The organism is Pseudomonas sp. GL_093, assembly GCF_057837605.1.
In genome coordinates, this window is record NZ_CM174448.1 from 3,702,215 (window position 1) to 3,725,306 (window position 23,092).

19 protein-coding genes are annotated in these 23,092 nt (G+C 61.1%); 14 read left to right on the forward strand and 5 right to left on the reverse strand.

Annotation, left to right across the window (positions count from 1 at the left end; genetic code table 11):
* Positions 1–11: 11 nt before the first annotated feature.
* The 11 genes from AC3IUE_RS16940 to AC3IUE_RS16990 all read left to right on the forward strand — a co-directional run bounded on the left by AC3IUE_RS16940 (position 12) and on the right by AC3IUE_RS16990 (position 15,496).
* Positions 12–965 carry a SphA family protein gene (locus tag AC3IUE_RS16940; RefSeq protein WP_489263016.1) on the forward strand — a complete coding sequence of 318 codons (954 nt, stop codon included), beginning with the start codon at positions 12–14 and terminating at the stop codon, positions 963–965.
* 14 nt (positions 966–979) lie between these two features.
* Positions 980–1,960 (forward strand): AAA family ATPase, encoded by a 981-nt coding sequence (locus AC3IUE_RS16945; RefSeq protein ID WP_489263017.1) that lies wholly within the window; start codon positions 980–982, stop codon positions 1,958–1,960.
* 8 nt (positions 1,961–1,968) lie between these two features.
* The gene (locus AC3IUE_RS16950; protein WP_489263018.1) at positions 1,969–2,907 is read left to right on the forward strand and encodes a DUF58 domain-containing protein; all 939 of its coding nucleotides are present in this window, start codon (positions 1,969–1,971) and stop codon (positions 2,905–2,907) included.
* Positions 2,904–3,497, forward strand: coding sequence for a DUF4381 domain-containing protein (locus AC3IUE_RS16955; protein ID WP_489263019.1), 594 nt, complete (start codon positions 2,904–2,906; stop codon positions 3,495–3,497). The genes AC3IUE_RS16950 and AC3IUE_RS16955 overlap by 4 nt, the downstream gene beginning before the upstream one ends.
* Positions 3,484–4,476: a vWA domain-containing protein gene (locus AC3IUE_RS16960; RefSeq protein ID WP_489263020.1), complete on the forward strand. Its 993-nt coding sequence runs from the start codon at positions 3,484–3,486 to the stop codon at positions 4,474–4,476. Before AC3IUE_RS16955 ends, AC3IUE_RS16960 begins: the two co-directional genes overlap by 14 nt.
* 1 nt (position 4,477) lies before the next feature.
* Positions 4,478–6,058, forward strand: coding sequence for a VWA domain-containing protein (locus AC3IUE_RS16965; protein WP_489263021.1), 1,581 nt, complete (start codon positions 4,478–4,480; stop codon positions 6,056–6,058).
* The gene (locus tag AC3IUE_RS16970) at positions 6,055–7,473 is read left to right on the forward strand and encodes a BatD family protein (protein ID WP_489263022.1); all 1,419 of its coding nucleotides are present in this window, start codon (positions 6,055–6,057) and stop codon (positions 7,471–7,473) included. Before AC3IUE_RS16965 ends, AC3IUE_RS16970 begins: the two co-directional genes overlap by 4 nt.
* Positions 7,470–8,498 (forward strand): HAD family hydrolase, encoded by a 1,029-nt coding sequence (locus tag AC3IUE_RS16975; RefSeq protein ID WP_056745862.1) that lies wholly within the window; start codon positions 7,470–7,472, stop codon positions 8,496–8,498. Before AC3IUE_RS16970 ends, AC3IUE_RS16975 begins: the two co-directional genes overlap by 4 nt.
* A gap of 73 nt (positions 8,499–8,571) precedes the next feature.
* Positions 8,572–10,158, forward strand: a complete 1,587-nt coding sequence (locus tag AC3IUE_RS16980) for an arylsulfatase (RefSeq protein WP_489263023.1) — start codon at positions 8,572–8,574, stop codon at positions 10,156–10,158.
* Positions 10,159–10,346: 188 nt separating this feature from the next.
* Positions 10,347–12,860, forward strand: coding sequence for a fused MFS/spermidine synthase (locus AC3IUE_RS16985; RefSeq protein ID WP_489263024.1), 2,514 nt, complete (start codon positions 10,347–10,349; stop codon positions 12,858–12,860).
* A gap of 284 nt (positions 12,861–13,144) precedes the next feature.
* Positions 13,145–15,496 (forward strand): tetratricopeptide repeat protein, encoded by a 2,352-nt coding sequence (locus AC3IUE_RS16990; protein ID WP_489263025.1) that lies wholly within the window; start codon positions 13,145–13,147, stop codon positions 15,494–15,496.
* 175 nt (positions 15,497–15,671) lie between these two features.
* On the opposite strand, the gene AC3IUE_RS16995 is transcribed toward AC3IUE_RS16990, so the two are convergent.
* The 3 genes from AC3IUE_RS16995 to AC3IUE_RS17005 all read right to left on the reverse strand — a co-directional run bounded on the left by AC3IUE_RS16995 (position 15,672) and on the right by AC3IUE_RS17005 (position 18,867).
* Entirely contained in the window at positions 15,672–16,640 is a 969-nt protein-coding gene (locus tag AC3IUE_RS16995; protein WP_489263026.1) for a hypothetical protein, read from the reverse strand.
* Positions 16,641–16,717: 77 nt separating this feature from the next.
* Entirely contained in the window at positions 16,718–17,197 is a 480-nt protein-coding gene (locus AC3IUE_RS17000; protein ID WP_046046936.1) for a DUF934 domain-containing protein, read from the reverse strand.
* Positions 17,194–18,867, reverse strand: a complete 1,674-nt coding sequence (locus AC3IUE_RS17005) for a nitrite/sulfite reductase (RefSeq protein WP_489263027.1) — start codon at positions 18,865–18,867, stop codon at positions 17,194–17,196. Before AC3IUE_RS17005 ends, AC3IUE_RS17000 begins: the two co-directional genes overlap by 4 nt.
* Before the next feature lie 301 nt (positions 18,868–19,168).
* Between AC3IUE_RS17005 and ccoN the strand changes: the two genes are divergently transcribed.
* Positions 19,169–20,596 (forward strand): cytochrome-c oxidase, cbb3-type subunit I, encoded by a 1,428-nt coding sequence (gene ccoN / locus AC3IUE_RS17010; RefSeq protein ID WP_489263028.1) that lies wholly within the window; start codon positions 19,169–19,171, stop codon positions 20,594–20,596.
* 15 nt (positions 20,597–20,611) lie between these two features.
* On the forward strand, positions 20,612–20,833 hold the full coding sequence (locus AC3IUE_RS17015; RefSeq protein WP_489263029.1) for a cbb3-type cytochrome c oxidase subunit 3: 222 nt from the start codon (positions 20,612–20,614) through the stop codon (positions 20,831–20,833).
* 129 nt (positions 20,834–20,962) lie between these two features.
* On the opposite strand, the gene AC3IUE_RS17020 is transcribed toward AC3IUE_RS17015, so the two are convergent.
* A complete protein-coding gene (locus AC3IUE_RS17020) occupies positions 20,963–21,457 on the reverse strand; it encodes a hypothetical protein (RefSeq protein ID WP_046046933.1) in 495 nt (164 codons plus the stop codon).
* Between the two features lie 69 nt (positions 21,458–21,526).
* Positions 21,527–22,303 carry a helix-turn-helix domain-containing protein gene (locus AC3IUE_RS17025; protein ID WP_489263030.1) on the reverse strand — a complete coding sequence of 259 codons (777 nt, stop codon included), beginning with the start codon at positions 22,301–22,303 and terminating at the stop codon, positions 21,527–21,529.
* 95 nt (positions 22,304–22,398) lie between these two features.
* On the opposite strand from AC3IUE_RS17025, the gene AC3IUE_RS17030 reads away from it, so the two are divergent.
* Positions 22,399–23,091 (forward strand): aspartate/glutamate racemase family protein, encoded by a 693-nt coding sequence (locus AC3IUE_RS17030; protein WP_056745848.1) that lies wholly within the window; start codon positions 22,399–22,401, stop codon positions 23,089–23,091.
* Position 23,092: the final 1 nt, after the last annotated feature.

The following is a 23,092-nucleotide window of genomic DNA, read 5'->3' on the forward strand; positions in this document are numbered from 1 at the left end:
CGGAGTCCGTCATGGTCAGGCCTTATGTTGTGCGTCCTTTACTGGCCCTGTGCGTGCTCGGTGCAAGCCCGTTGGCCCTCGCGGCCGAGGGCGGTGTCGGCCGGCCGATCACCGGACAACAGGTATTTTCCAATGCCGGGATCGTGCCGCCGGAACCTGGCTGGGTCATGTCGCTGACCAGCATCTGGTACGACGGTGACCTCAAGGGCAGCAAGGGTGTGCCGATTTCCGGTGAGATTGGCGCGGATCTGGACATGAAAGTCTCCTACACCATGGCCAACTTCACCCATATCTGGGACACCGGCAAGGGTCGCTGGAACTACGCCTCGGCCATCGGCGTGCCGGTGCAGTACACCGACGTCAGCATCAGCATTACCGGCCCGCGCGGCCGGACACTGGGCACCGAAGACACCGGCACGCAGTTCGCCGACATGCTGATCACACCGATCGCCGCCGGCTACCACTTCGACGAGGTCAACCACCTCTCGCTTTCCCTGCCGATCTACGTGCCGACCGGTGCCTATAACGACGATCGCCTGGCCAACCCCGGGCAGAACACTTACACCTTCATGCCCACCGTGGCCTTCACCCATCTGGACGGCAAGGGCGGTGAGTTCACCCTGTCGAGCGGCCTGGAGTTCTATACCGAGAACGACGCCACGGATTATCGCAATGGCAACATTTTCACCCTCGATGCGCTGTGGACCCACGGTTTCGGCAATGGCTGGAGCGCCGGCGTTGTCGGCGGTTACGTACAGCAGGTCACCGATGACAAGGGCCAGACCGCCGATTCACTCAACGGCTTTCGCGGCCGCTCGGTGGGCGCCGGTCCGGTGGTGGGCTGGGCCGGTAAATTTGCCGATGCCCAGGCCAGCGTCAGCGCGCGTTGGGTACCGGAGTTCGACACCAAGAACCGCCCTGAAGGCAATGGTTTCAGCGTCAACCTGACGCTGGCGTTTTTCTAGGAGTGGAACATCCCATGACTGCGCTCCAAGACCTCAACGCCCTGCAAGCCAGCATCGCCGAAGCCGTGCTCGGCCAGGATCAGGTGATCCGCCAGATTATCCTTGGCCTGTTGGCCAACGGGCACTTGTTGCTCGAAAGCCTGCCCGGCCTGGCCAAGACCCGCACGGTCAAAGCGCTGGCCAAACACCTGGACGCGAAGATGAGCCGCATCCAGTTCACCCCCGACCTGCTGCCCTCGGACATCACCGGCGCCGAGGTGCTGCACCAGATCGATGGCAAGAACCAGATCCAGTTCCAGCCCGGCCCGCTGTTCGGCAACCTGATCCTGGCGGATGAAATCAACCGCGCCCCGGCCAAGGTTCAGGCCGCGTTGCTGGAAGCCATGGAAGAACGGCAAATCACCGTGGCCGGCAACAGTCATGTGCTACCGGAGTTGTTCATCGTGGTGGCGACCCAGAACCCGATCGAGCAGGAAGGCACCTACCCGCTGCCGGAAGCGCAGATGGACCGGTTCCTGATGAAGGTTCTGCTGGATTACCCGAGTGCGGAAAACGAAAGCCAGGTGCTGCGCCTGTTACGTGAAGAAGAATTTGCGTTGGGCGCGAAAACGGCTGCCGTGCAGGGCTTCGCGCTGTCCCAGGAGGTGATCTTCGCGGCGCGTCGAGAAGTCAGCGCCGTTCACGTGTCCCCGGCCATCGACCGCTACCTGATCGACCTGATCAATGCCACTCGCCACCCGGCCGATTACGATGCCGACCTCGGTCGCTGGATCGCCATCGGCGCCAGCCCTCGCGGCGGTATTGGCCTGGATCGTTGCGCCCGGGCCGACGCCTGGTTGCAGGGGCAGGATTTTGTCTCGCCGGACAACGTTCGTGCCGTGGTGCATCCAGTGCTGCGCCATCGTCTGCAACTGAGTTACGACGCCGTGGCCGACGGGGTGACGGCTGATCAGGTGCTGGACCGCGTGCTCGACAAAGTCGCGATTCCGGCCTGAGGTTGAAAATGAACAGTGCGGACGGTCTGGTCTATGTCTCTCTGGCGCAGTTGATGGCCCTGGAGTTCAAGGCGCGTGACCTGAGTTTCCTCGCGCGTCAGCCGCAAGGCAGCATCCTCGCTGGTAACCATGCCTCGCGCCTGCGGGGCCGTGGGTTGAACTTCGATGAGCTGCGCCGCTATCAGCCGGGAGACGACTTGCGTCATCTGGATTGGCGGGCGTCGCTGCGCACCGGCAAACCGGTGGTTCGCACCTTCACCGAAGAGCGCGACCGCCCGGCGTTGATTCTGGTGGACCAGCGCATGTCGATGTTTTTCGGCTCCCAGCGCAGTTTCAAATCCGCCGTTGCCGCCGAGCTTGGCGCGTTGGCCGCGTGGATGGTGTTCCACGCGGGAGATCGGGTTGGCGGCCTGGTGTTCAACGATTTGCGCATCGAGGCCATTGCCCCGCTGCGCAGCCGTAAGCGTGTCGAAGCGCTGTGCAGTCGCATCGCTGAGCAGAATCAGCAACTGAACGCGGCCAATCCGGACGCCGAAGGTGAGGACCAACTCGACAAGGTTTTACAGCATTGCCTGGCGGTGGCTGGTCACGATCACCTGATTTGCATCGTCAGCAACTTTGCCGGCGCCGGTGAGCGCACCTTGCAGTTGATGCGCCAATTGTCGGCTCACAACGATGTGATTGCCATGCAGGTCTACGACCCGTTGGCGCTGAACCTGCCGAAAAATGGCCGTTTGCTGATCACGCAAGGCCAGTTGCAGGTGGAACTGGCCGTCGAGCAACGCAGCGTTCGTCAGCCGCTGGGGGACTTTCTCAGTGGTCGGCTCAGGGACGTCGCCACGTTGCTGCGCCGCAGTCAGGTGCCGTTGATGATGTTCAGCACCGCCACCGAGGCGCAGGAACAATTGCGCGCCGAACTGGGCAAGCTTGGCAGAGGTCGGCGATGAACCCGAACATCCCGAGCATCGAACAGCTCAAGGAGATGGCCCTGCCCGCGCCGGTCAGTTATGCGCCGCAGACGTGGGGTTGGTGGGTGTTGCTTTGCCTGTTGGTGATTGCCGTTTTGCTGGTCAGCGCACGGAAGTATTGGCAATGGCGGCGGGATCGCTATCGGCGCGAGGCGTTGGTGCGATTGGTCGAACTGCAAAACAGCGACGATCAACTGAACGCCTTGCGCGAACTCCCAGAGCTACTCAAACGCGTGGCCCTGTCGATGCCCACCGATTGGAATACACCCCCTGTGGGAGCGAGCTTGCTCGCGATGTGGGCGTTACATTCAACATTGATTTCGACTGGCATGCCGCCATCGCGAGCAAGCTCGCTCCCACAGGGGGTTGTTGGTGCGCTTGGGGGTGAGGATTGGCAGGCGTTTTTGCTGCGACACAGTTCGCAGCCCTTGCCCGCCGACTTCAGCCAGCAGCTGGCGCAGTTAGCCTATGCGCCCGATACAACGTTATTGGCCTTGCCGAGCGATAAGCGCGATCAACTGTTCGCCACCTGCAAACACTGGATGGAGCATCACCATGTGGCAGCTTGATTACCCTTGGCTGCTAATCCTTTTGCCGTTGCCGTGGTTCGGCTACCGCTACCTGCCCGATTACCGCGAAGCCCGCAGCGCCGTGCGCGTACCGTTTTTCGCTGCCATGAGCCGAGCCATCGGCCAGGCACCCAGCCAGGCCGGCACCCGCAGCAATCGCTGGCAGTTACTGCTGAACCTGCTGGTCTGGGCACTGTTGCTACTGGCGGTCGCGCGCCCGGTGTTCGTCGAAAAACCAATCGAGCGCCAGCAACCGGTGCGTGACCTGATGCTGGCCATCGACATTTCCCAGTCCATGGAAACCACCGATTTCACCGACGCCAACGGCCAGAAAATCAACCGTCTGACGGCGGTCAAGGACGTTGTTCATGGCTTTATCGACAAGCGCAAAGAGGATCGGCTGGGCCTGATTGTGTTCGGCAGTGGTGCTTACCCGCAGGCGCCGCTGACCCTCGATCACGCCAGTCTGTCGCTGTTACTGGACGACACCGGCATCGGCATGGCCGGTCCCAACACCGCCATCGGTGACGCCATCGGTCTGAGCCTGAAACTGCTCGACCAGGCCCACGAACAGGAAAAAGTCCTGATCCTGCTCACCGACGGCAACGACACCAGCAGCGCCATTACGCCGGATCACGCGGCGTCCATGGCGGCCGCCAAAGGCGTGGTCATTCATACCATCGGCATTGGTGACCCTGACGCCTCGGGCGAAGCCAAGGTCAACCTTCAGGGTTTGCGGCAGATCGCCGAGACCACGGGCGGCAAGTTCTTCCGTGCCGAAGATCGCAATGCGCTGGATCAGGTGTACGGCACCCTCGACAAACTCACGCCGCATCAAGTGAAAACCCTCAGTCATCAGCCGAAAAAGGACCTGTTCTGGTGGCCGCTGGGGGCCGCGATCGGTTTGCTCGCGCTCTATCACTTGGGCGCCCTGCTCCGTCCGCACCTGACACTCGCGCGTCAGCGGCAGGAGGCTTGAGATGGAGATCAATCTCAGTGACTTCCATTTTCTGCGTCCACTGTGGCTGTTGCTGGTGCCGTTCGGCGCCCTGTTGCCCTGGCTCTGGCGCCGCAGCCGCGACGTGCAACGGCGCTTGCGCAGCAACATTGCCGAACACTTGTTGCCGCATTTGCTGATTACGCCGCAGGATCAACAGCGCTTTCGGCCCGTGCATCTGGCGTGCGCGTTGTTGATGCTGGGCGCGGTCGCCGCTGCCGGGCCCACCTGGGAACAGGACCGTCCGGACTTTCTGGAAAATCGCGCGCCACTGATCATCGCCATCGACCTGTCGCCGTCCATGGACGCCACCGACGTACCGCCAAGTCGTCTGGAGGCGGCCAAACACAAGCTGCACGACCTGATCCAGCGTCGCGCCGGTGCTCGCAGCGGGCTGATCGCCTACGCCGGCAGCGCTCACCTGGTATTGCCGCCAACCGACGATCCGGCGCTGCTCGACACTTTCATTCAGGCCCTGAGCACCGACCTGATCAGCAAACCGGGGGAAAATGTCGGCGCGGTGATCGAACAAGCCAAGCGCCTGCTGATCGCCGAGAAGACGCCGGCAACCCTGCTGCTGATCACCGACGGCGCCGACACCTCACAACTCAACGGTCTGGACAAGCAACTGGACGACAGCGCGCTGCAAGTGCTGATTCTGGCCGTCGGCAGCGAGGACGGCGGAATCATCCACGACGCCACCGGCCAGCCACGTACCGACAGCACGGGGCGTCCGGCTCTCGGCAGTTTTGATCAGGCTGCGCTCAAACAGCTTGGATCAACGTTGGATGCACCGTTGGGCAGCCTGACGCTCAATGACGACGACCTGGACTGGATCGAGCTGCACGCTCAGCAGCATTTCCAGGCTGCCAGCGATGAACAGCGCGAACTGCACTGGAAAGACGCCGGTTACTGGCTGTGCTGGCCGTTGCTGCTGATCGCCTTCGTCAGCGTGCGCAAGGGCTGGAGCTTGAACTGGATGGCCGGGTGGTTACTGGCGCTGGGCATTGGCTTGCAACCGGCACCGGCCGAAGCCAACGCATTGACCGATGCCTTTTTTACACCTGGCCAGCAAGGCCGCTGGGCCTTCGAGCACGGGCACTTCCCGCAGGCTGCCGCGCACTTCGTCGATCCTTACTGGAAAGGCATCGCCGCCTACAATGCCGCCGATTACGACCTGGCACTGGCCAGTTTTGCGCGGCTCGACACCCCACAGGCGTATTTCTTTCTGGGCAATATTTACGTGCGCCGCTTCAAGTTTGATCAGGCCATCGCCGCGTATACCCAGGCGTTGAAGGTGCAGCCGCAATTCCCTGAAGCCACCGCCAACCTGGCCTTGGCCATCGCCTTGCAGAAAGACACCGACAGCGCCGAACAGAACGCGCCCGAGGTCAAGCCTGACGAGATCAAAATGGACAAGGCGCCGGGCAAGGGCCAGAGCAAACCGGTTGAGACCGAGCAGGCGGCGTCGGATGCGCTGTGGTTGCAAAACCTCAGTACGTCGCCGGCGAAATTCCTGAAGCAGAAATTCAGTTTGCAGGATCAGGCGGAGGGCAAGCCATGATCCGTCTGATAGACCGAATCGCGAGCAAGCTCGCTCCCACAGGTGATTTGCAGCGCACACAGATCAAATGTGGGAGCGAGCTTGCTCGCGATGGCGTCCGATCATTCAACATCGGGCTCGGCGCATTGCTCATTTATCTGATCAGCACCAGCGCTCTGGCCGCCGAACCCGAGCTGCGAATCCAGACCCGCCTGCAACCCGCTGCCTCGGTCATGGTCGGCGGCATTCTGGAGCTGCAACTCGATGTCCTCACCGACAGCTGGTTCACCGACGCGCCCACCCTGCCCGACCTGAAGCTTCCCGGTGCATTGGTCATGCCGCCCGACGGCCATGCTGAACACCTGAACCAGACGCTCGACGGCAAGTCGTTCAACGGCATGCGCTACAGCTACCGGATCACTCCGAATCTGGCCCAGGGTTTCGACATCCCGGCGTTGACGGTGCGCGCCACGCCCGGTCAGGCCATCGCGCCGTTGACCGCCCAAAGCCAGCCACTGCACTTCATTGCCACACAACCGCCGGGGTTCCAACCCGGCGAATCGGTGCTGGTGGCCCAAGGGCTGCGCTTCACGCAAACAGTCGCCAACTCGGCGACACCCCTGAAGGTCGGTGACAGCATCACCCGGCAACTGACGTTGCAGGCCGACGACGCCCTGGCCATGTCGCTGCCAGCGCCATCACTGGAGGATGTCGCCGGCCTCAGCCGTTATCCGAAAGCCGCGCAAATCAGCAACCTCGACGACGGTCGCGGCCATTTCAACGGTGGCCAGCGCATCGACACCGTGACCTATCGGATCGACACCGAAGGCCGCCATAACCTGCCGGCGATCGAGCTGAAATGGTGGGACGCCAGCACTGGACAGACCCGCACGGCCCAAGTCCCGGCCGTAACCTTCGACGCCGTGGCCAACAGCGCTTATCGGCCGGTGTTTTCGATCACCGAAGACCTGAAAAAACTCGGCCAGAAAAGTCGTCTGCATCTCTCCGGACATTGGTTGGGGCTGTCGGCGTTGCTGTTGGCCGTGGCGCTGCTCGGTTGGTTTGCCCGTCCCCTCGCCCATCGTGCGTACCTTCGATGGCAGGCACGGCGCCGCGCCCGACACGCCGCGTGGCTGGAATCCGCCGACTACGCCTGGCGGCAAATACCGGCGCAAATCGACGCCAGACCCGCACAGTTGAGCGCCCTGTACTTGTGGGCCAGACGCAGCCGCATGGGCCTGAAACTGACGAACCTTGGCCCACGCCTACAAGACCTGTTGCGCGCCTGTTACAGCCGTCAGCCCGCCGAAGATCAGGCGCTGCGCCACCTCAAGCAATCCTTGGCTACGCTGCATAGTCAGGCCAAACGCGACACAGCATCAGCGGCACCTGCACTGCGTCCACTCAATCCCGTTCACGAGAAGGATTTCCCATGACGAACCCGATATCGCTGCGCCACCGCTACGGGCTGACGCTGCTGTTAACCCTTGCACTGAGCCTGCCGGCGCTGGCCCAAACCAGCGAGCCCCTGCCCTCGTGGAACGACGGCCCGGCGAAAAAGAACATCATCGAGTTCGTCCAGGCCGTGACCGATCAAAGCAGCAAGGACTTCGTCAAACCCGCCGATCGAATCGCCGTGTTCGACAACGACGGCACGCTGTGGAGCGAGCAGCCGATGTACTTCGAATTGCTGTTTGCCCTGGAAGAGGTCAAGCGCACCGCACCGCAGCACCCGGAATGGAAAACCACCCAGCCCTTCAAGGCCGTGCTGGAAAATGATCACAAGGCCCTGGGCGAGTCGGGCATGGACGGCATCCTGAAAATCTTCGGCGCCACCCACACAGGCATGACAACAGAAGCCTTCGATGACTACGCCAAAACCTGGCTGACCCAGGCGCGCCATCCGAAAACCGGCAAGCCGTACACCGAGATGATCTTCCAGCCGATGCTGGAAATGCTCGACTACCTGCGCAGCCAGAGTTTCAAAACCTACATTGTCTCCGGCGGTGACACCGCGTTCATGCGCGCCTTCGCCGAGCAGGTCTATGGCATCCCACCGGAACAAGTCATCGGCACCACGTTTGTCACCGCCTACCAGCTCAAGGACGGCCAGCCGTCGATCCTGCGCACCGCCAAACTGGCCCACAACGATGATGGACCGGGCAAACCGGAAAGCATCGACGCGGTCATCGGCCGGCGTCCGATCCTCGCGTTCGGCAACTCCGACGGTGACCTGCAAATGTTGCAGTGGACCGCCGCCGGGCCGGGCAAACGCTTCATGGGGCTGGTGCATCACACCGACGCCAAACGCGAATGGGCCTACGACCGTCAATCGCAGATCGGTCGTCTGGACAAGGCCCTGGACGAAGCAAAAACCCGTGGCTGGACTATCGTGGATATGGCCGCCGAATGGCGTCGGATCTATCCCTTCGAGGCCGCCGCACCCGAGCACGTGCAATAAAAAAGCGTAACGCAGGACTGCAAAAAACGTTTGTCGCGCTTGAGCGACGCAAGTGAGAAAAGGAGCAAGTCAGATGACTCGCATACACAAGTGGCTACCGAAATTCGCCCTGGTGGCAGCCTCGGTGATGGCGATTTCGGCAACAGCCGGAGCCGCTGAAAAACCCAACATACTGGTGATTTTCGGCGATGACATCGGCCAGACCAACATCAGTGCCTACTCCATGGGCGTGGTCGGGTACAAGACGCCAAACATCGACCGGATTGCCAAAGAAGGCATGATGTTCACCGACTATTACGCGGAGAACAGCTGCACGGCTGGACGCTCATCCTTCATCACCGGACAGACACCGCTGCGTACTGGCCTGTCGAAAGTGGGCGCGCCCGGTGCCTCGGTAGGCCTGCAAAAACGTGACATCACCATCGCCCAGGCACTCAAATCCCAAGGCTACGCTACCGGCCAGTTCGGCAAGAACCACTTGGGCGACAAGGATGAATACCTGCCGACCAACCACGGTTTCGACGAGTTCTTCGGCAACCTGTACCACCTCAACGCCGAAGAAGAACCCGAGCGTCCGTACTGGCCCAAGGACGACCCTGAGTTCGTCAAGGCCAACTCCCCGCGTGGCGTGATTCACAGCTTCGCTGACGGCAAAATCGAAGACACCGGCGCGCTGACCACCAAGCGCATGGAAACCATCGACGACGAAACCACCGCCGCCGCGCAGGCGTTTATCGAGAAACAGGCCAAGGCGGACAAACCGTTCTTCGTCTGGATGAACACCACGCGCATGCACCTGTTCACCCACGTGCGCGAGTCGATGAAGGGCCAGAGCGGCATGCCCGGCAACGAGTACGCCGATGGCATGCTGGAACACGATGGCGACGTCGGCAAACTGCTGAAAACCCTCGACGACCTGAAAATCACCGACAACACCATTGTCGTCTACACCACCGACAACGGGCCGAACCAGTTCTCCTGGCCGGACGCGGCGACCACGCCGTTCCGCAACGAGAAGAACTCCAACTGGGAAGGCGCCTATCGCGTACCGGCGATGATTCGCTGGCCGGGCAAGGTCAAACCGGGTGAAGTCTCCAACGAGATGTTCTCCGGTCTTGACTGGTTCCCGACGCTGCTGGCGGCTGCCGGCGACACCGGTGTTAAGGACAAACTCCTTAAAGGCTGGGCACCGACCTCGGGCGGCACCAACTTCAAAGTGCACCTGGACGGTTACAACCAACTGCCATACCTGACCGGCCAACAACCGAAAGGCGAGCGCAAGGAGTTCTATTACTTCAACGATGACGGTGTGCTGGTGTCGATGCGTTTCGACAACTGGAAAGCCGTGTTCTGCGAGCAACGCGCACCTGGCGGCTTCAAGGTGTGGAGCGAACCCTTCGTATGCCTGCGGGTGCCGAAAATCCTCAACCTGCGGATGGACCCGTTTGAACGCGCCGACGTGGTTTCCGATCAGTACTACGATTGGGCAACCAAAAACGTCTATCTGGTTGCTCAGGCCGTCACCAAGTCTGCGCAGTTCCTGCAGACATTCATCGAGTACCCGCCGAGCCAGAAACCGGCCAGCTTCAGCGTTGATCAGATCCGCGCTGCTGTAGATGCAAAAATCGCGGAAAAAATGAAGAACCAGCCTGCACAGTAAGACCGCTTGACCGCCGCTCGCCTTCACCGGCGAGCGGCCCTATTTCCAGGGTGTGAACACATTCACCGTAGGAGCTGCCGAAGGCTGCGATCTTTTGATCTTCAGCCTTCAAGATCAAAAGATCGCAGCCTTCGGCAGCTCCTACACCGGTTCGTGTTCGATTCGAATTTTGCACAAGGCAATCCACAATGTCCTCACGAGTCGCCAGCAAGTCGTCGGCCATCCCTGCCACTCAGAGCAAAGCCCCGGCGTTGCTGATTCCCGCCCTGGTGCTGTTCGTCTCCGGTGCTGCGGCACTGGTGTATCAGGTGCTGTGGATCAAGCAGTTGTCGCTGGTGGTCGGCGTCGAGGTGTACGCCATTACCACCGGGATCAGCGCCTTTTTTGCCGGACTGGCGTTAGGCGGTTTGTGGTTCGGCCGGTGGGCCGATCGCTTGCAACAGCCGGTTCTGCTCTATGCAGGGCTGGAAGTGCTGGTGGCCGTGCTCGGCGTCGGTGCGACCTTCGCCATGAGCCTCGCGGCCAGCCCGTTTGCCTGGCTGGAACAGCAAGTCGGTCTGCTGGCCTGGGTGTTGCCATTTGCGCTGGTGGGCATTCCGGCGTTGCTGATGGGCGGTACCCTGCCGGTGCTGGTTCGTTCGTTGGCAGCCAACCCGCAACAGCTGGGCAAGGCTGGCGGTCAGCTTTATGCGGCGAACACCGCCGGGGCCATCGCCGGCACCTTGCTCGCCGCGTTTGTGTTGATTGCGACCCTCGGTGTACGCGGCAGTGCCTTGGCTGCAGCGATGCTGAACCTGCTGGCCGCCGTCGGTGCCTTGTGGTTCCAACGCCACCGCTCGCTGCCGAATGAGGCGCCGGTCAAGCACCACGCCGACAAAGCACCCGATCGCGTTGCCTTGTGGCTTTACTCAATTGCCGGTGGCGTGGCCCTCGGTTACGAAGTGGTCTGGTCGCAGTCCATCGTGCAGTTCATGAGCACCCGTACTTACGCGTTTGCGGTGGTGCTGGCGACGTACCTCACCGGGCTGTTTCTCGGCAGCATCCTGTTGGCCCGTCGGGTTGACCGCATTCGCGATCCCTGGGGTGTGTTCGGTTTGTTGATCGCCGGTGCCGGGCTCGTCGCGTTGCTGGAAATCGCCTTGCTCGGGCGCTGGCTGGTGGTCGCCCAAAACCTGGCCGAAACCTGGGTGTTGTCGTTGGGTGCGAGTGACCTGTTGGGCATGATCGCGCGGTTTGCGGTGGCGGCAGTGAGCATCGTGTTTGTGCCGACCCTGCTGCTCGGCGCCGCATTTCCGCTGGCCCTGCGTTTGAGCGTCGGCCGCGAGCGGGTCGGTCAGGCTGTCGGCGCGGTGGTGGCGTTCAATACGCTGGGCGGGATTGTCGGGGTGATGCTCTGCGGGTTTGTACTGATCCCGTTGCTGGGGCTGGTCCGAACCCTGGGCCTGCTGGCGATTGTCGCTGCCGGGATTGGGTACTTCGCGGTGCGCAAGGGTCATAGGGTCAAGAAAGGCCGGCGGCAGGCGGTGGTCGCTATTGGCCTGTTGTCGATTGCGGTGGCGGTTTTTACGCCCGTAAACAAACTCGCCAGCCTGCTTCCCGGTGCACGCAACGGCACTCTGGCTTTTTACGAAGAAGGACGCGGTGGAACCGTCGCCGTGGTCACTCAGGGCAAAGGACAAAAAGCGTTCCAGCGCTTGTACATCCAGGGCGTGTCCAACACCGGCGACGCCATGCCATCGCTACGCTACATGCGTATCCAGGCGCTGTTGCCGCTGCTGATCCACAATGGCGAACCGCGCTCGGCGCTGGTGATCGGTTTTGGCACCGGCATCACCGCGGGCGCCCTGACGCGCTATCCGGGGCTGGAGCATCGTGTCGTGGCAGAGCTGCTGCCATCGGTGGTCAAAGCCGCGCCGTTGTTCAAAGGCAACTTCAATGCAGCCACTGACCCCGGCGTTGACGTACGCCTGCACGATGGCCGGCAGGAACTGCTACGCAACCCACAGCGCTACGACTTGATCACCCTCGAACCGCCGCCGCCCTCTGCCGCTGGCGTGGTGAATCTGTATTCCCGGGACTTCTATCAATTGGCCGCCAGTCGCCTGGAGAAACAAGGCCTGGTCGCTCAATGGTTGCCACTGCCCACCCAGAACATCGACGATTCGCGCTCACTGGTGCGCAGCTTTCTCGACGTCTTCCCCTACGCCACCCTGTGGACCAGTGAGTTCCACGAAATGCTGCTGGTGGGCTCGATGGAACCGATTGAACTGGACGCGGAGAAAATCAGCCAACGCTTCCAACAGGACACCGTGCGCAGCACCTTACAGGACGTGGGCATTGGCTCCGCTGCAGCGTTGCTCTCGACCTGGGTCACCGATCGTGCCGGCCTGGAGCGTTTCGCTGCCGACGCCCAACCGGTGACCGACGACCAGCCGCGTATCGAATATGCGCCGTGGGTGCGGGCCAAGGAGATCAGTCGTGTGCTGCCGGCCCTGCTGGACCTGCGTATAGCGCCACCGCTGGTGAATGCCGATGCGGGCTTCAACGAACGGATGAACGCACACCAGCAACGCCTGATGCAGTTTTATCGGGCGAGTCTGCACGCTTATGACGGTGACCGGGACGCGTGGGCCCGGGATATTCGCGAGGTGATGCGCGGGGATGGGGGGAACCCGTATTTCCGGTGGTTTGTCGGGGAGTGATGCAGCGCCTGACAGACCGCCTTCGCGAGCAGGCTCGCTCCCACACTGGATCTGCTTCAATCACACATTCTGTACACAACAGAGATCAAATGTGGGAGCGAGCCTGCTCGCGAAGAGGCCTTTAGCCTCAACGCATCACTTGGACTTGAGCTTCATCGGCCTTCATGACCTGGACACTACAGTGGATCACGACCGTCATTTGACAGACGCCGGCCATCCGGCAAAGCTGCATCGAGCTTGAACGCGCGCCTGACGGCAAACGCACCCGGACTATGGAAGTCGCAATGCCGAAACATAAAAATAAAGCAGTACAGCCAAACCCTGATTCGCCACCGACCTTGATTAACCGTTACCTGTTTCCCGTCACCCTCGGCGTCTTGCTGTTGGCCATAGCGGGCATCGGCTGGTTTCTGTTCAGCAGCAAACCGGCCCCCGTGACCTATGCGCCTGTCAGTACGCCTGTCGCTCAGCCGGCCAAACCGCAACCGGTCGCCGTGGCGCCGGCAACGATGGTTGATGAGCAACAATGCCAAGGCTGCCACAGCGAGCAGGTCAAGGACTGGCAAGGTTCCCATCACCAATTGGCAATGCAGGAAGCCAATGCCGAAACGATGCTGGGCGACTTCAATAACGTCACCTTCAAAGCGGAAAACGAAACCACCCGTTTCTCGCGCAAGGGCGACGGGTTCTGGGTCAACACCCCTGGCATAGACGGCAAAAATGCCGACTTCAAGGTCGCCTACACCTTCGGAATCGCGCCGTTGCAGCAATACCTGATCGAGGTCGGCGAAGGTCGGTTGCAGGCGCTCGGCGTGGCCTGGGATACCGAGAAGCACCGCTGGTTTCACCTCTATCCGGGCCAGGGGGTGAACTTCAAAGACCCGTTGCACTGGAGCAAGCCGAGCCAGAACGCCAACTTCATGTGCGTCGAGTGCCACACCACCGGTTACAAGCGCAATTTCGATGCCGCGAAAAACACCTTCGACAGTCACTGGAACAGCCTCGGTGTCGGCTGTCAGGCCTGCCACGGCCCGGCCTCCAATCACCTGGAATGGACAGCAAAAAAAGGTGACCTGATCCATGCCGGATTTGCCGTCGATCTGAAGGACAAGAACGCCACTGTCGAAATCGAAACCTGTGCTCGCTGCCACTCGCGCCGCGCCCCTTTGGGCGACGGCTTCACTGTCGGCAAGCGGCTGATGGATGACTACCTGCCGAGCCCCCTGACCCGCGAGTTGTACGCGCTGGACGGCAAGATCAAGGACGAAGTGTTCGAACACGGCTCCTTCGCCCAGAGCAAAATGTTCGACAAGGGCGTGCGCTGCAGCAACTGCCACAACCCGCACAGCACCGAGCTCAAGGCGTCGGGCAACGGTGTCTGTCTGCAATGCCACAACACCGCCGGCAAGACCTCGGCTGAAGGCGTTGATGGCCAAGGCCTGCAAGCGAAGAATTACGACTCCATCGAACACACGCGCCACACCATGGGCCAACCGGGTTCGCAGTGTGTGGATTGCCACATGCCCGGCAAGTTCTACATGGGCAATGACTTCAGGCATGACCACAGTTTCAGCATCCCCAACCCTGAGCGGGCGAAAAAACTCGGCACACCGGACGCTTGCCTGACCTGTCACCAGGGCAAGGCTGGCGACAAGGTCACCGAGCAATTCAAGCGCTGGAACACCCCCATCGCGCAGGCACCGCGTTACGACGAAAGCCTGTGGCTGATTCGCAACGGTCAGCCCGGCGCGGCACACGCCTTGTACGAGCAGCTTCAACGCAGCAATTTGCCAGCGATTCAGCGCGCGACCCTGCTGGCCGAGTTGTCGCTGTACCCAAGCGAACAAGCATTGAAACTGGCCACCAAGGACTTGAACAACCCAGCCCCGCAAGTGCGTGAAAGCGCCGTTCGGGCGATCAGCGCGTTCTTGCCGCCACCGGAGCGCGCGTCGCTGCTGACGCCGTTGCTGCATGATCCGGTGAAGGCTGTGCGGATCGTCGCGGCCCGGGATCTACTGAGCGTGGCCCGTAATGGCTTGGGCAGCGCCCAGGCCCCCTGGAATGCAGCCATCGCCGAATACGAGGACGTCCAGAAGAGCCTGGCCGAACGCGCCGAAGCCAACCTCAACCTGGCCATGCTCTATCAGGCCAGCGGTCGTAGCGGTGAAGTCGAAGCGCTGCTGCGCACCGCCCTCAAGCGCGATCCGGATTTCTACCCGGCGCTGGTGACGCTGGTGCAATGGCTGGAGGCGAACGGACGCAGTCAGGAAGCTCAGACGCTGCTGGAGCAGAGCCTGAAAGAACATCCGGATGCCGCCCTGCTGCAACACACTCAAGGCCTGTCGCTGGTGCGCGCGGGCAAATCAGCCCAGGCCATGCCGGCCCTGCGCAAGGCCGCGCAACTGGAGCCTCAGAACGCCCAGTACGGTTACGTGTTGGCGGTGGCGTTGCACGACAGCGGCAAGGTCGATGAGGCCTGCCAAGAGCTGGAGCGATTGTTGAAAGTGCAGCCGGCCAATCGCAATGCGCGGTTGTCGTTGATCCAGTACTACCTGGATAACGGACAGGAACCGAAGGCGCAGGTGCTGTTGCAGGGCTGGAAGAAAATGAACATGGGGGATCCGGCGTTGAAGTGACCCTCGCGCCAGGTCTGTAGCAGCTGCCGAGCAGCGCGAGGCTGCGTGCGGCGACGAAGGCGTCGTCAACCCTGCAAACGCGGTTTTCCTGTAAACCGTATCGCCTGATTTCACGACGACTTCGTCGCCGAACGCAGCCTCGCGCTGCTCGGCAGCTGCTACATGGACGGTGGAATCACCAGGACGAACCGCTCTTCAACGCCAACTCCCGCCGACTGTTCGCCCGCATCGCCTTGATCAACGACACCGTCCCCACCAGTAAAATCGCCGCGCCAAACAGGAAGTCGATGTTGTACAGCTGAAAGTCCTGCAACGGCCCCACCAGAAACACCCGGATCGCCCCGATACTCACCAGCGTGGCGAGAAAATCGATGCCCGGCTCGTCGCGATAAAACACGTGCATCAGTGGCAGGCAAATCACCAGCAGCAACAGCAAGACGATCACCTTGAACGAGCCTTTGCGCTCGACGCTGAACGCGCATTCATGGGTGGCGTAGGGTTTGTAGTCTTCCTCGCGCACCAACGAGTTTTTCTCATTGATGTACTCGGCCCGGTTGTACTTCTGAATGGGCGTAAAGGTGTTCGACACCTCCATCACCGTGGTGATGTGGCGGAATCGCAGGTCGACGCGCTCATTGCCCTTGAGGTAATACAGCACCGGTTTGTAGCCGTAGCGGTAGGTGTCGAAGGGAAACTCGCTGGCGCGACCCTGCACGCCGATCGGTCGCGGCTCGAGCTCCGCGTAGGCACTTTTGTTGTCTGAGGCGAGGTTACGGCTCAGGGGTTTGATCCTGACCTGTTCGAGGAAAATCGGCGCGGCGCCGTAGGACCATTGCAGCGGTTCCAGGCGCAGGCGCAGCTCGTTACGGCCAAGGTCATAGCGATTGAAAGTGCGCTCGGAAACAATCACCGCGCCGCTGAGCATGAACTCGCCACGCAGGTTGTTGGTGACGCGCAGAGTCAGCTGATCCTTGCCCAGCGACAGCGCATCGGCGGCCGGTGGCGTGCCGCACCAGGCGTAACTGTCGAACGCACCACCCAACTGACCGCCGCGGTTCTCCTGGAACACATAAAAGTAAGCGCCCCACAGGGTCAACATCAGCAGAAACGCGGTTAACCCTAAAATCTTCTTGCCCACACTCAAACCAGACTCCTTTCGGTACGACTTCCTTATGAGGTGCGGACTCTACCAAAGTGCCATCATCGACCCAAGCGAAACCCTCAACGTCGCCTGAACAACGGCCGCGGCTCAATCACCGAACGCCCATACAGCACACTCATCCCCGCCAGCCCCTTGAGCGCATCTTCGGCGGACTTGTCTTCACGCACCGCGAAGCTGTCGAACCCGCATTGACGCATGTGGCTGAGTTGATCGCGCAGTACGTCGCCGACCGCGCGCAACTCGCCCGTCCAGCCCAATCGAGTGCGCAGCAAGTACGCCTGGCTGTAACCGCGACCGTCACGGAAACTCGGAAAATCCAGGGCAATCAGCGGCAGGTGTGAAAACCACGGCTTGAGGCTTTCCACCTCATCGTCCGGCCCCAACCACACGCCCTTTTGCGGTGGACCTTCAAGCCAACGGGCCAACGGCAGAATCACTGCACCCGCCGGCCATTCATCGTTGACATCCCTGACCAGGGTCCATGGATCATCAGCGACAATCCGCGCCACACCCTCCTCCAGCCGCAGCACATTGTTCATGCCGACACCTCCAGCAGCTTCGGATAGACCTGCTCTTTGAACGGTTCCAGACCGATGCGCTGCAAGGTGTCGACGAACACTTCCTCGCTCTCGCGGTAATTGACGAACGTGGCGATGATCTGCTCGATCACCTCGGGCACTTCGGCGGCGCTGAAGGACGGGCCGATGACTTTGCCCAATGCGCTGTTCTTGCCCTGAGCCCCGCCGAGGGTGATCTGGTACCACTCGCTGCCGTTCTTATCGACCCCCAGAATGCCGATGTTGCCGATGTGGTGGTGGCCGCAGGCGTTCATGCAGCCGGAAATGTTCAGGCTGATGTCGCCCAGATCATGCAGATAGTCGAGGTCTTCGAAGCGTGCCTGAATGGCTTGCGCGATGGGAATCGACTTGGCATTGGCCAGCGCGCAGAAGTCACCGCCGGGACAGGCGATGATGTCGGTCAGCAAACCGATATTGGCGCAGCCCAGGCCCTGTTCGCAGGCGCGGCTCCAAAGCGTGTAGAGATCAGCCTTGGGCACGTCGGGCAACACAATGTTCTGCTCATGGGCGATGCGAATTTCGCCAAAACCAAACTGCTCGGACCAGCCGGCCACCGCCTCCATTTGCTCGGCCGTGACATCACCCGGCGGTGAGGCAATGCCCGGTTTGGTCGACAGCACCACGCTGGCGTAGCCCGGCACTTTGTGCGGCTGAACGTTGCGCGACACCCAACGGGCGAAGGCCGGGTTTTCGGACAAGCGTGTGCCGAAATCGAGGTCGGTGTCCGCCAGAGCACGGTAGTCCGGCGGCACAAAGGCACTGGCCACACGCTCATACTCGACGCCGGTCAGTTGCGCCGGGCCGTCCTTGAGGTACTGCCACTCCTCCTCCACTTCCCGGGCAAAGGCTTCGATGCCCAGCGCCTTGACCAGAATCTTGATCCGCGCCTTGTACTTGTTGTCCCGCCGACCGTGGCGATTATAGACGCGCAGCACCGCCTCGACGTAGGACAGCAGGTGCTGCCACGGCAACCCTTCGCGGATCTGCAAACCAAGGATCGGCGTGCGCCCCAATCCGCCGCCGACGATGACCCGCAGCAGCATTTGCCCGTCGGTGCCCGGGTAAAGATAGAGACCGATGTCATGCATCATGATCGCCGCCCGGTCCTGTTCTGCCGAGCAGATGGCGATCTTGAACTTGCGCGGCAGGAACAGGAATTCCGGGTTGATGGTCGACCACTGCCGGAGGATTTCTGCCAGTGGTCGCGGGTCGATCATTTCATCCGCTGCCACCCCGGCAAAGGCTTCGGTGGTGATGTTGCGCACGCAGTTGCCGGAGGTCTGGATCGCGTGCATTTCCACGTGTGCCAGGCGTTCAAGGATGTCTGGCACCTGGGCCAGTTCGATCCAGTTGAACTGCATGTTCTGCCGGGTGGTGAAGTGGCCGTAGCCACGGTCGTAATCCCGGGCGATGCTCGCCAGCGTGCGCATTTGCGGCGCGCTTAACGTGCCGTATGGAATCGCCACGCGCAGCATGTAGGCGTGCTTTTGCATGTACAGGCCGTTTTGCAAACGCAGCGGCAGGAATTCTTCTTCGCTCAACTCATCCGCCATGAAGCGTTCGACCTGATCGCGAAACTGCGCGACCCGCTCAAAGACCAGGGCCCGGTCATAGTCATCGTACTGATACATGTGGCTACCTCATCAGGATTGATCGGGCTCTGCGCAACCCCTGTGGGATTTCATTGAGCTTGAAACTCTATGGCCCGTTTTCTTGAGGCGACTATGGACCTGTGGCGCAGCGCGTTACAGATTCAGCTAAATACTAAAAAACCGTATCAGACTGCGGCTGATCACCGCAGGCGTTCGCTTTATCTGATCCGCATAAACTCGGTTTTTCTGAGTCTGTTTTGTTTCTGGCAGGGTTTCTACAGTGGGCGACATGCCAGTCCGGGTGGCCTGGCAAGACTTTGCAACCGTGGAAGCATTGACCATGAGCACAGCAACAATCGGACAGGCCTATAACTACAAGGTCGTCCGCCAATTCGTCGTGGCAACCGTGGTTTGGGGTGTCGTGGGGATGGTGATGGGGGTGTGGATCGCCTCGCAACTGGTGTGGCCGCAGATGAACCTCGACCTGCCATGGACCACCTTCGGCCGCTTGCGCCCGCTGCACACCAGCCTGGTGATTTTCGGCTTTGCCGGCAGCGCGCAATTCGCCGCCAGTTACTACGCGGTGCAGCGCACCTGCCAGGTGCGGCTGTTTTCGGACAAGCTCGCCGCATTCACGTTTTGGGGCTGGCAGTCAGTGATCGTGGTGATGCTGATCACCCTGCCGCTGGGCTACACCACCACCAAGGAATACGCCGAGATCGAGTTCTCCGGCGCGGTCTGGATGACCGTGGTCTGGGTCGCTTACGCCATCGTGTTCTTCACCACCGTGGTACAGCGCAAGACCAAGCACATCTACGTCGGCAACTGGTTCTTCGGCGCGTTCATTGTGGTGATCGCCATGCTGCATGTGGTCAATCACCTGGCGATCCCGGTGGACTGGTTCAAGTCCTATCCGGTGTATTCCGGGGCGACCGACGCCATGGTGCAGTGGTGGTACGGGCACAACGCAGTGGGTTTCTTCCTGACCACCGGGTTCCTGGGGATGATGTATTACTTCGTGCCGAAACAGGTTGGGCGGCCGGTGTATTCCTATCGGCTGTCGATCGTGCACTTTTGGGCGCTGATCACCCTGTACATCTGGGCCGGCCCGCACCACTTGCATTACACCGCGCTACCGGATTGGGCGCAGTCGCTCGGCATGGCGATGTCGCTGATCCTGCTGGCACCGAGCTGGGGCGGGATGATCAACGGCATGATGACGCTGTCGGGTGCCTGGCATAAGTTGCGCACCGACCCGATCCTGCGCTTTTTGGTGTTGTCCCTGGCCTTCTACGGGATGTCGACCTTCGAAGGGCCGATGATGGCGATCAAGACGGTCAACGCCCTCTCCCACTACACCGACTGGACCATCGGCCACGTCCACGCCGGCGCTTTGGGTTGGGTGGCGATGATTACCTTCGGCTCGCTGTACCACATGATCCCGAAAGTCTTCGGTCGCGAGCAGATGTACAGCACACCACTGATCAACCTGCACTTCTGGCTGGCGACCATCGGCACCGTGCTGTACATCGCCTCGATGTGGGTCAACGGCATCACCCAGGGCCTGATGTGGCGCGCGATCAACGATGACGGCACGCTGACCTACTCCTTCGTCGAAGCCTTGCAAGCCAGCCATCCAGGGTTCGTGGTGCGCTTCGCTGGCGGCGTGTTTTTCCTCAGCGGGATGTTGCTGATGGCTTACAACGTCTGGCGCACGGTGCGGGTTTCGGACGTCGAAATGGCCGAACGCGACGCGCAGATTGCCTGAGGCAAGGGGCTTGAGATGATTGAGGTCGTGCTGAATGTGCTGGGCGTGGTGGGGCTTTGGCTGGCGGTTGAATACTGCCTGAAACACCAGACGGCAGAGAGTCTGGATGAAGCCAGTCTGATTCCGTTTGCCGATGACCCGGAGGTGGCGCGGCGGGTGGAATTGGCGACGGGCAAGACCGTGAAGGCCGTTGCGCCTGAAGAGGCGAAACCGGGCTGGGGCAACCTCGATATCTGAAGCCACACTGATCAATGTGGGAGCGAGCTTGCTCGCGATGAGGCCATAACATCCAACATCTATGTTGACTGTTACACCGCCATCGCGAGCAAGCTCGCTCCCACAGGGGTATGTGTCAGGTCAGAGGGTTCAGCTGCGCTCGCGCGGGATCAGGCTCTGCAACTGCTGCGCCAAAAAGTTCGCATCAAAGGCAAAGGTATCCGGGTCTTTCAAGCCATTGGTCTTGCGCCATTGCCAGCTGCTGGACGGCGGCAGGCACACCAGCGAAATGCTGCCGTAGCGCGCGGCCGTCAGGCCCATCACGGCCAGTGAAATCTGACCACCGGCACCCATCACATCCGGCACAAATTCAACCGGTTTACCGGCGATCACAATGGACAACTTCTCGGTCTTGAAGGTCGACGTTTCGACCGGCACGCTCGGCCCGGACGCAACATACGCCTCGCGGCTCACCTCCAGCAGATTCGGCGCCTGGACCGGTTCCAGCCATTGCTGGATCTGATCGAACAGTTCACCAATGCGCGTCGCCCACACGGCCGATTGCGACTCGAACAGTTGCTTCTTGTGTGCTTCGCTTTCTGCGTAATGGCGAAGCATCTCACCCAGTTGCTGTACATCGTCCATTGCGGTGTTCCTTTGTTGAAACGGTGCTGCGGACTTTGAGCATGGCAGATGCGCGCTGCCGGCGTACGACTAAAAGCGTGAACGGTATTGGCTGGGCGTCATGGCCAGGTATTTGCGAAAGGCACTGCCCATGTGGGACTGATGGGCGAAGCCGGCGTCCAGGGCGATGTCGGCCAGGGACAGGTCGGTGTGTTCGATCATCCGGCGTGCCGCCTGAAGCCGCACTTCAACAAGGTAAGCGTGGGGTGTCAGGCCGATGGCCCGGGTGAAGTCGCGCAGAAAGCGCAGCTCGTTTTGCCCGTAGGTGACGGCCAATTGTTCAAGGGTCAGGGGCTCGTGGAACTGCTCGGCGATCTGGTCCAGTACTCGGGTGAAAACCCTGGGCGTGGCACGTTGCGCGGTATCGGCCTTTGAACTCACCAAACCAACGAATTCTACCGCCCTTTGCTCAAGCGCCAGCCTGTCCAGTTGCGGAGCAAGCAACAGGCGCCGCAGTTCCCGGCCCAGCATCAGCGCACGGCGATTGCCTGAAGACTGCAAACGGTGGTCAACCGAGGGTAAATGCTGATGGGCCAACGGCTTGTCCAGACGCATCAGCAGGTATTCGCCACCGCTGGCCGATTCGGAAAACACTTCCACGCCGACCGGGGTGTAAGCCAGCACGCCAGGCAAGGTATCGAAATCCACCCGATGATCCGAATCGATGGCGTGCACGCCGTGTTGACGTTCCAGCGTCACCCCAAGGGTTCGCCACTGCACTGGGTCACGCGCGCTGTAAGCTGCACGGGGCAAAAGCTGCAGGCAGAGTCTGCCGTCCAGCAGGTCGTGGCTCAGCGCCGCTGGCATGTGAAATTTCCTGATAGATCGCTATGAAAAGCCACGGGTACTCTCAAATAAAGGCATGCTCAAAAACAAAGGGTTGCCATCAACAGGAGCACGACATGCGCACCATCGGCCTTATCGGCGGCATGAGCTGGGAGTCCAGCGCCGAATATTACCGCCTCATCAACCAACAGGTACGCGACCGGCTCGGGCCGTTGCGTTCGGCGAAACTGCTAATGTACAGCGTCGACTTCGGCCCTGTCGAACAGGCCCAGCATGCCGGGCGCTGGGACGATGCCGCGGCGATTCTGGTGGATGCGGCGCAGCGGTTGCAGGCGGGTGGCGCCGATTGTGTGGTGCTGTGCACCAACACCATGCACAAAGTGGCCGGGCAGATTCAGGCCGCGATCAGCATTCCGTTTCTGCACATCGCCGACCCGGCGGGTCAGGCTGCCGTCGAGGCGGGTGCGCTGAAGATTGGATTGCTCGGCACAGCGTTCACCATGGAGCAGGACTTCCTCAAGGAACGCCTGACTTCGATGGGGCTGACCGTACTGGTGCCGGAGGCTGATGAACGTCAGGCCGTCCACCGGATCATCTATGACGAGTTGTGCGTCGGGGTGATCAGCGAGGCGTCACGCAAGGTCTATCAGCAGGTCATCGAATCACTGACCCGACGTGGCGCCCAGGCAATCATCCTCGGTTGCACGGAAATCGGCCTGCTGATCAAACCCGAGCACAGCGCCCTGCCCTTGCTCGACACCACCGAACTGCATGCGCAGGCGGCGGTGGCGTTCGCCTTGGGCGAGTGAC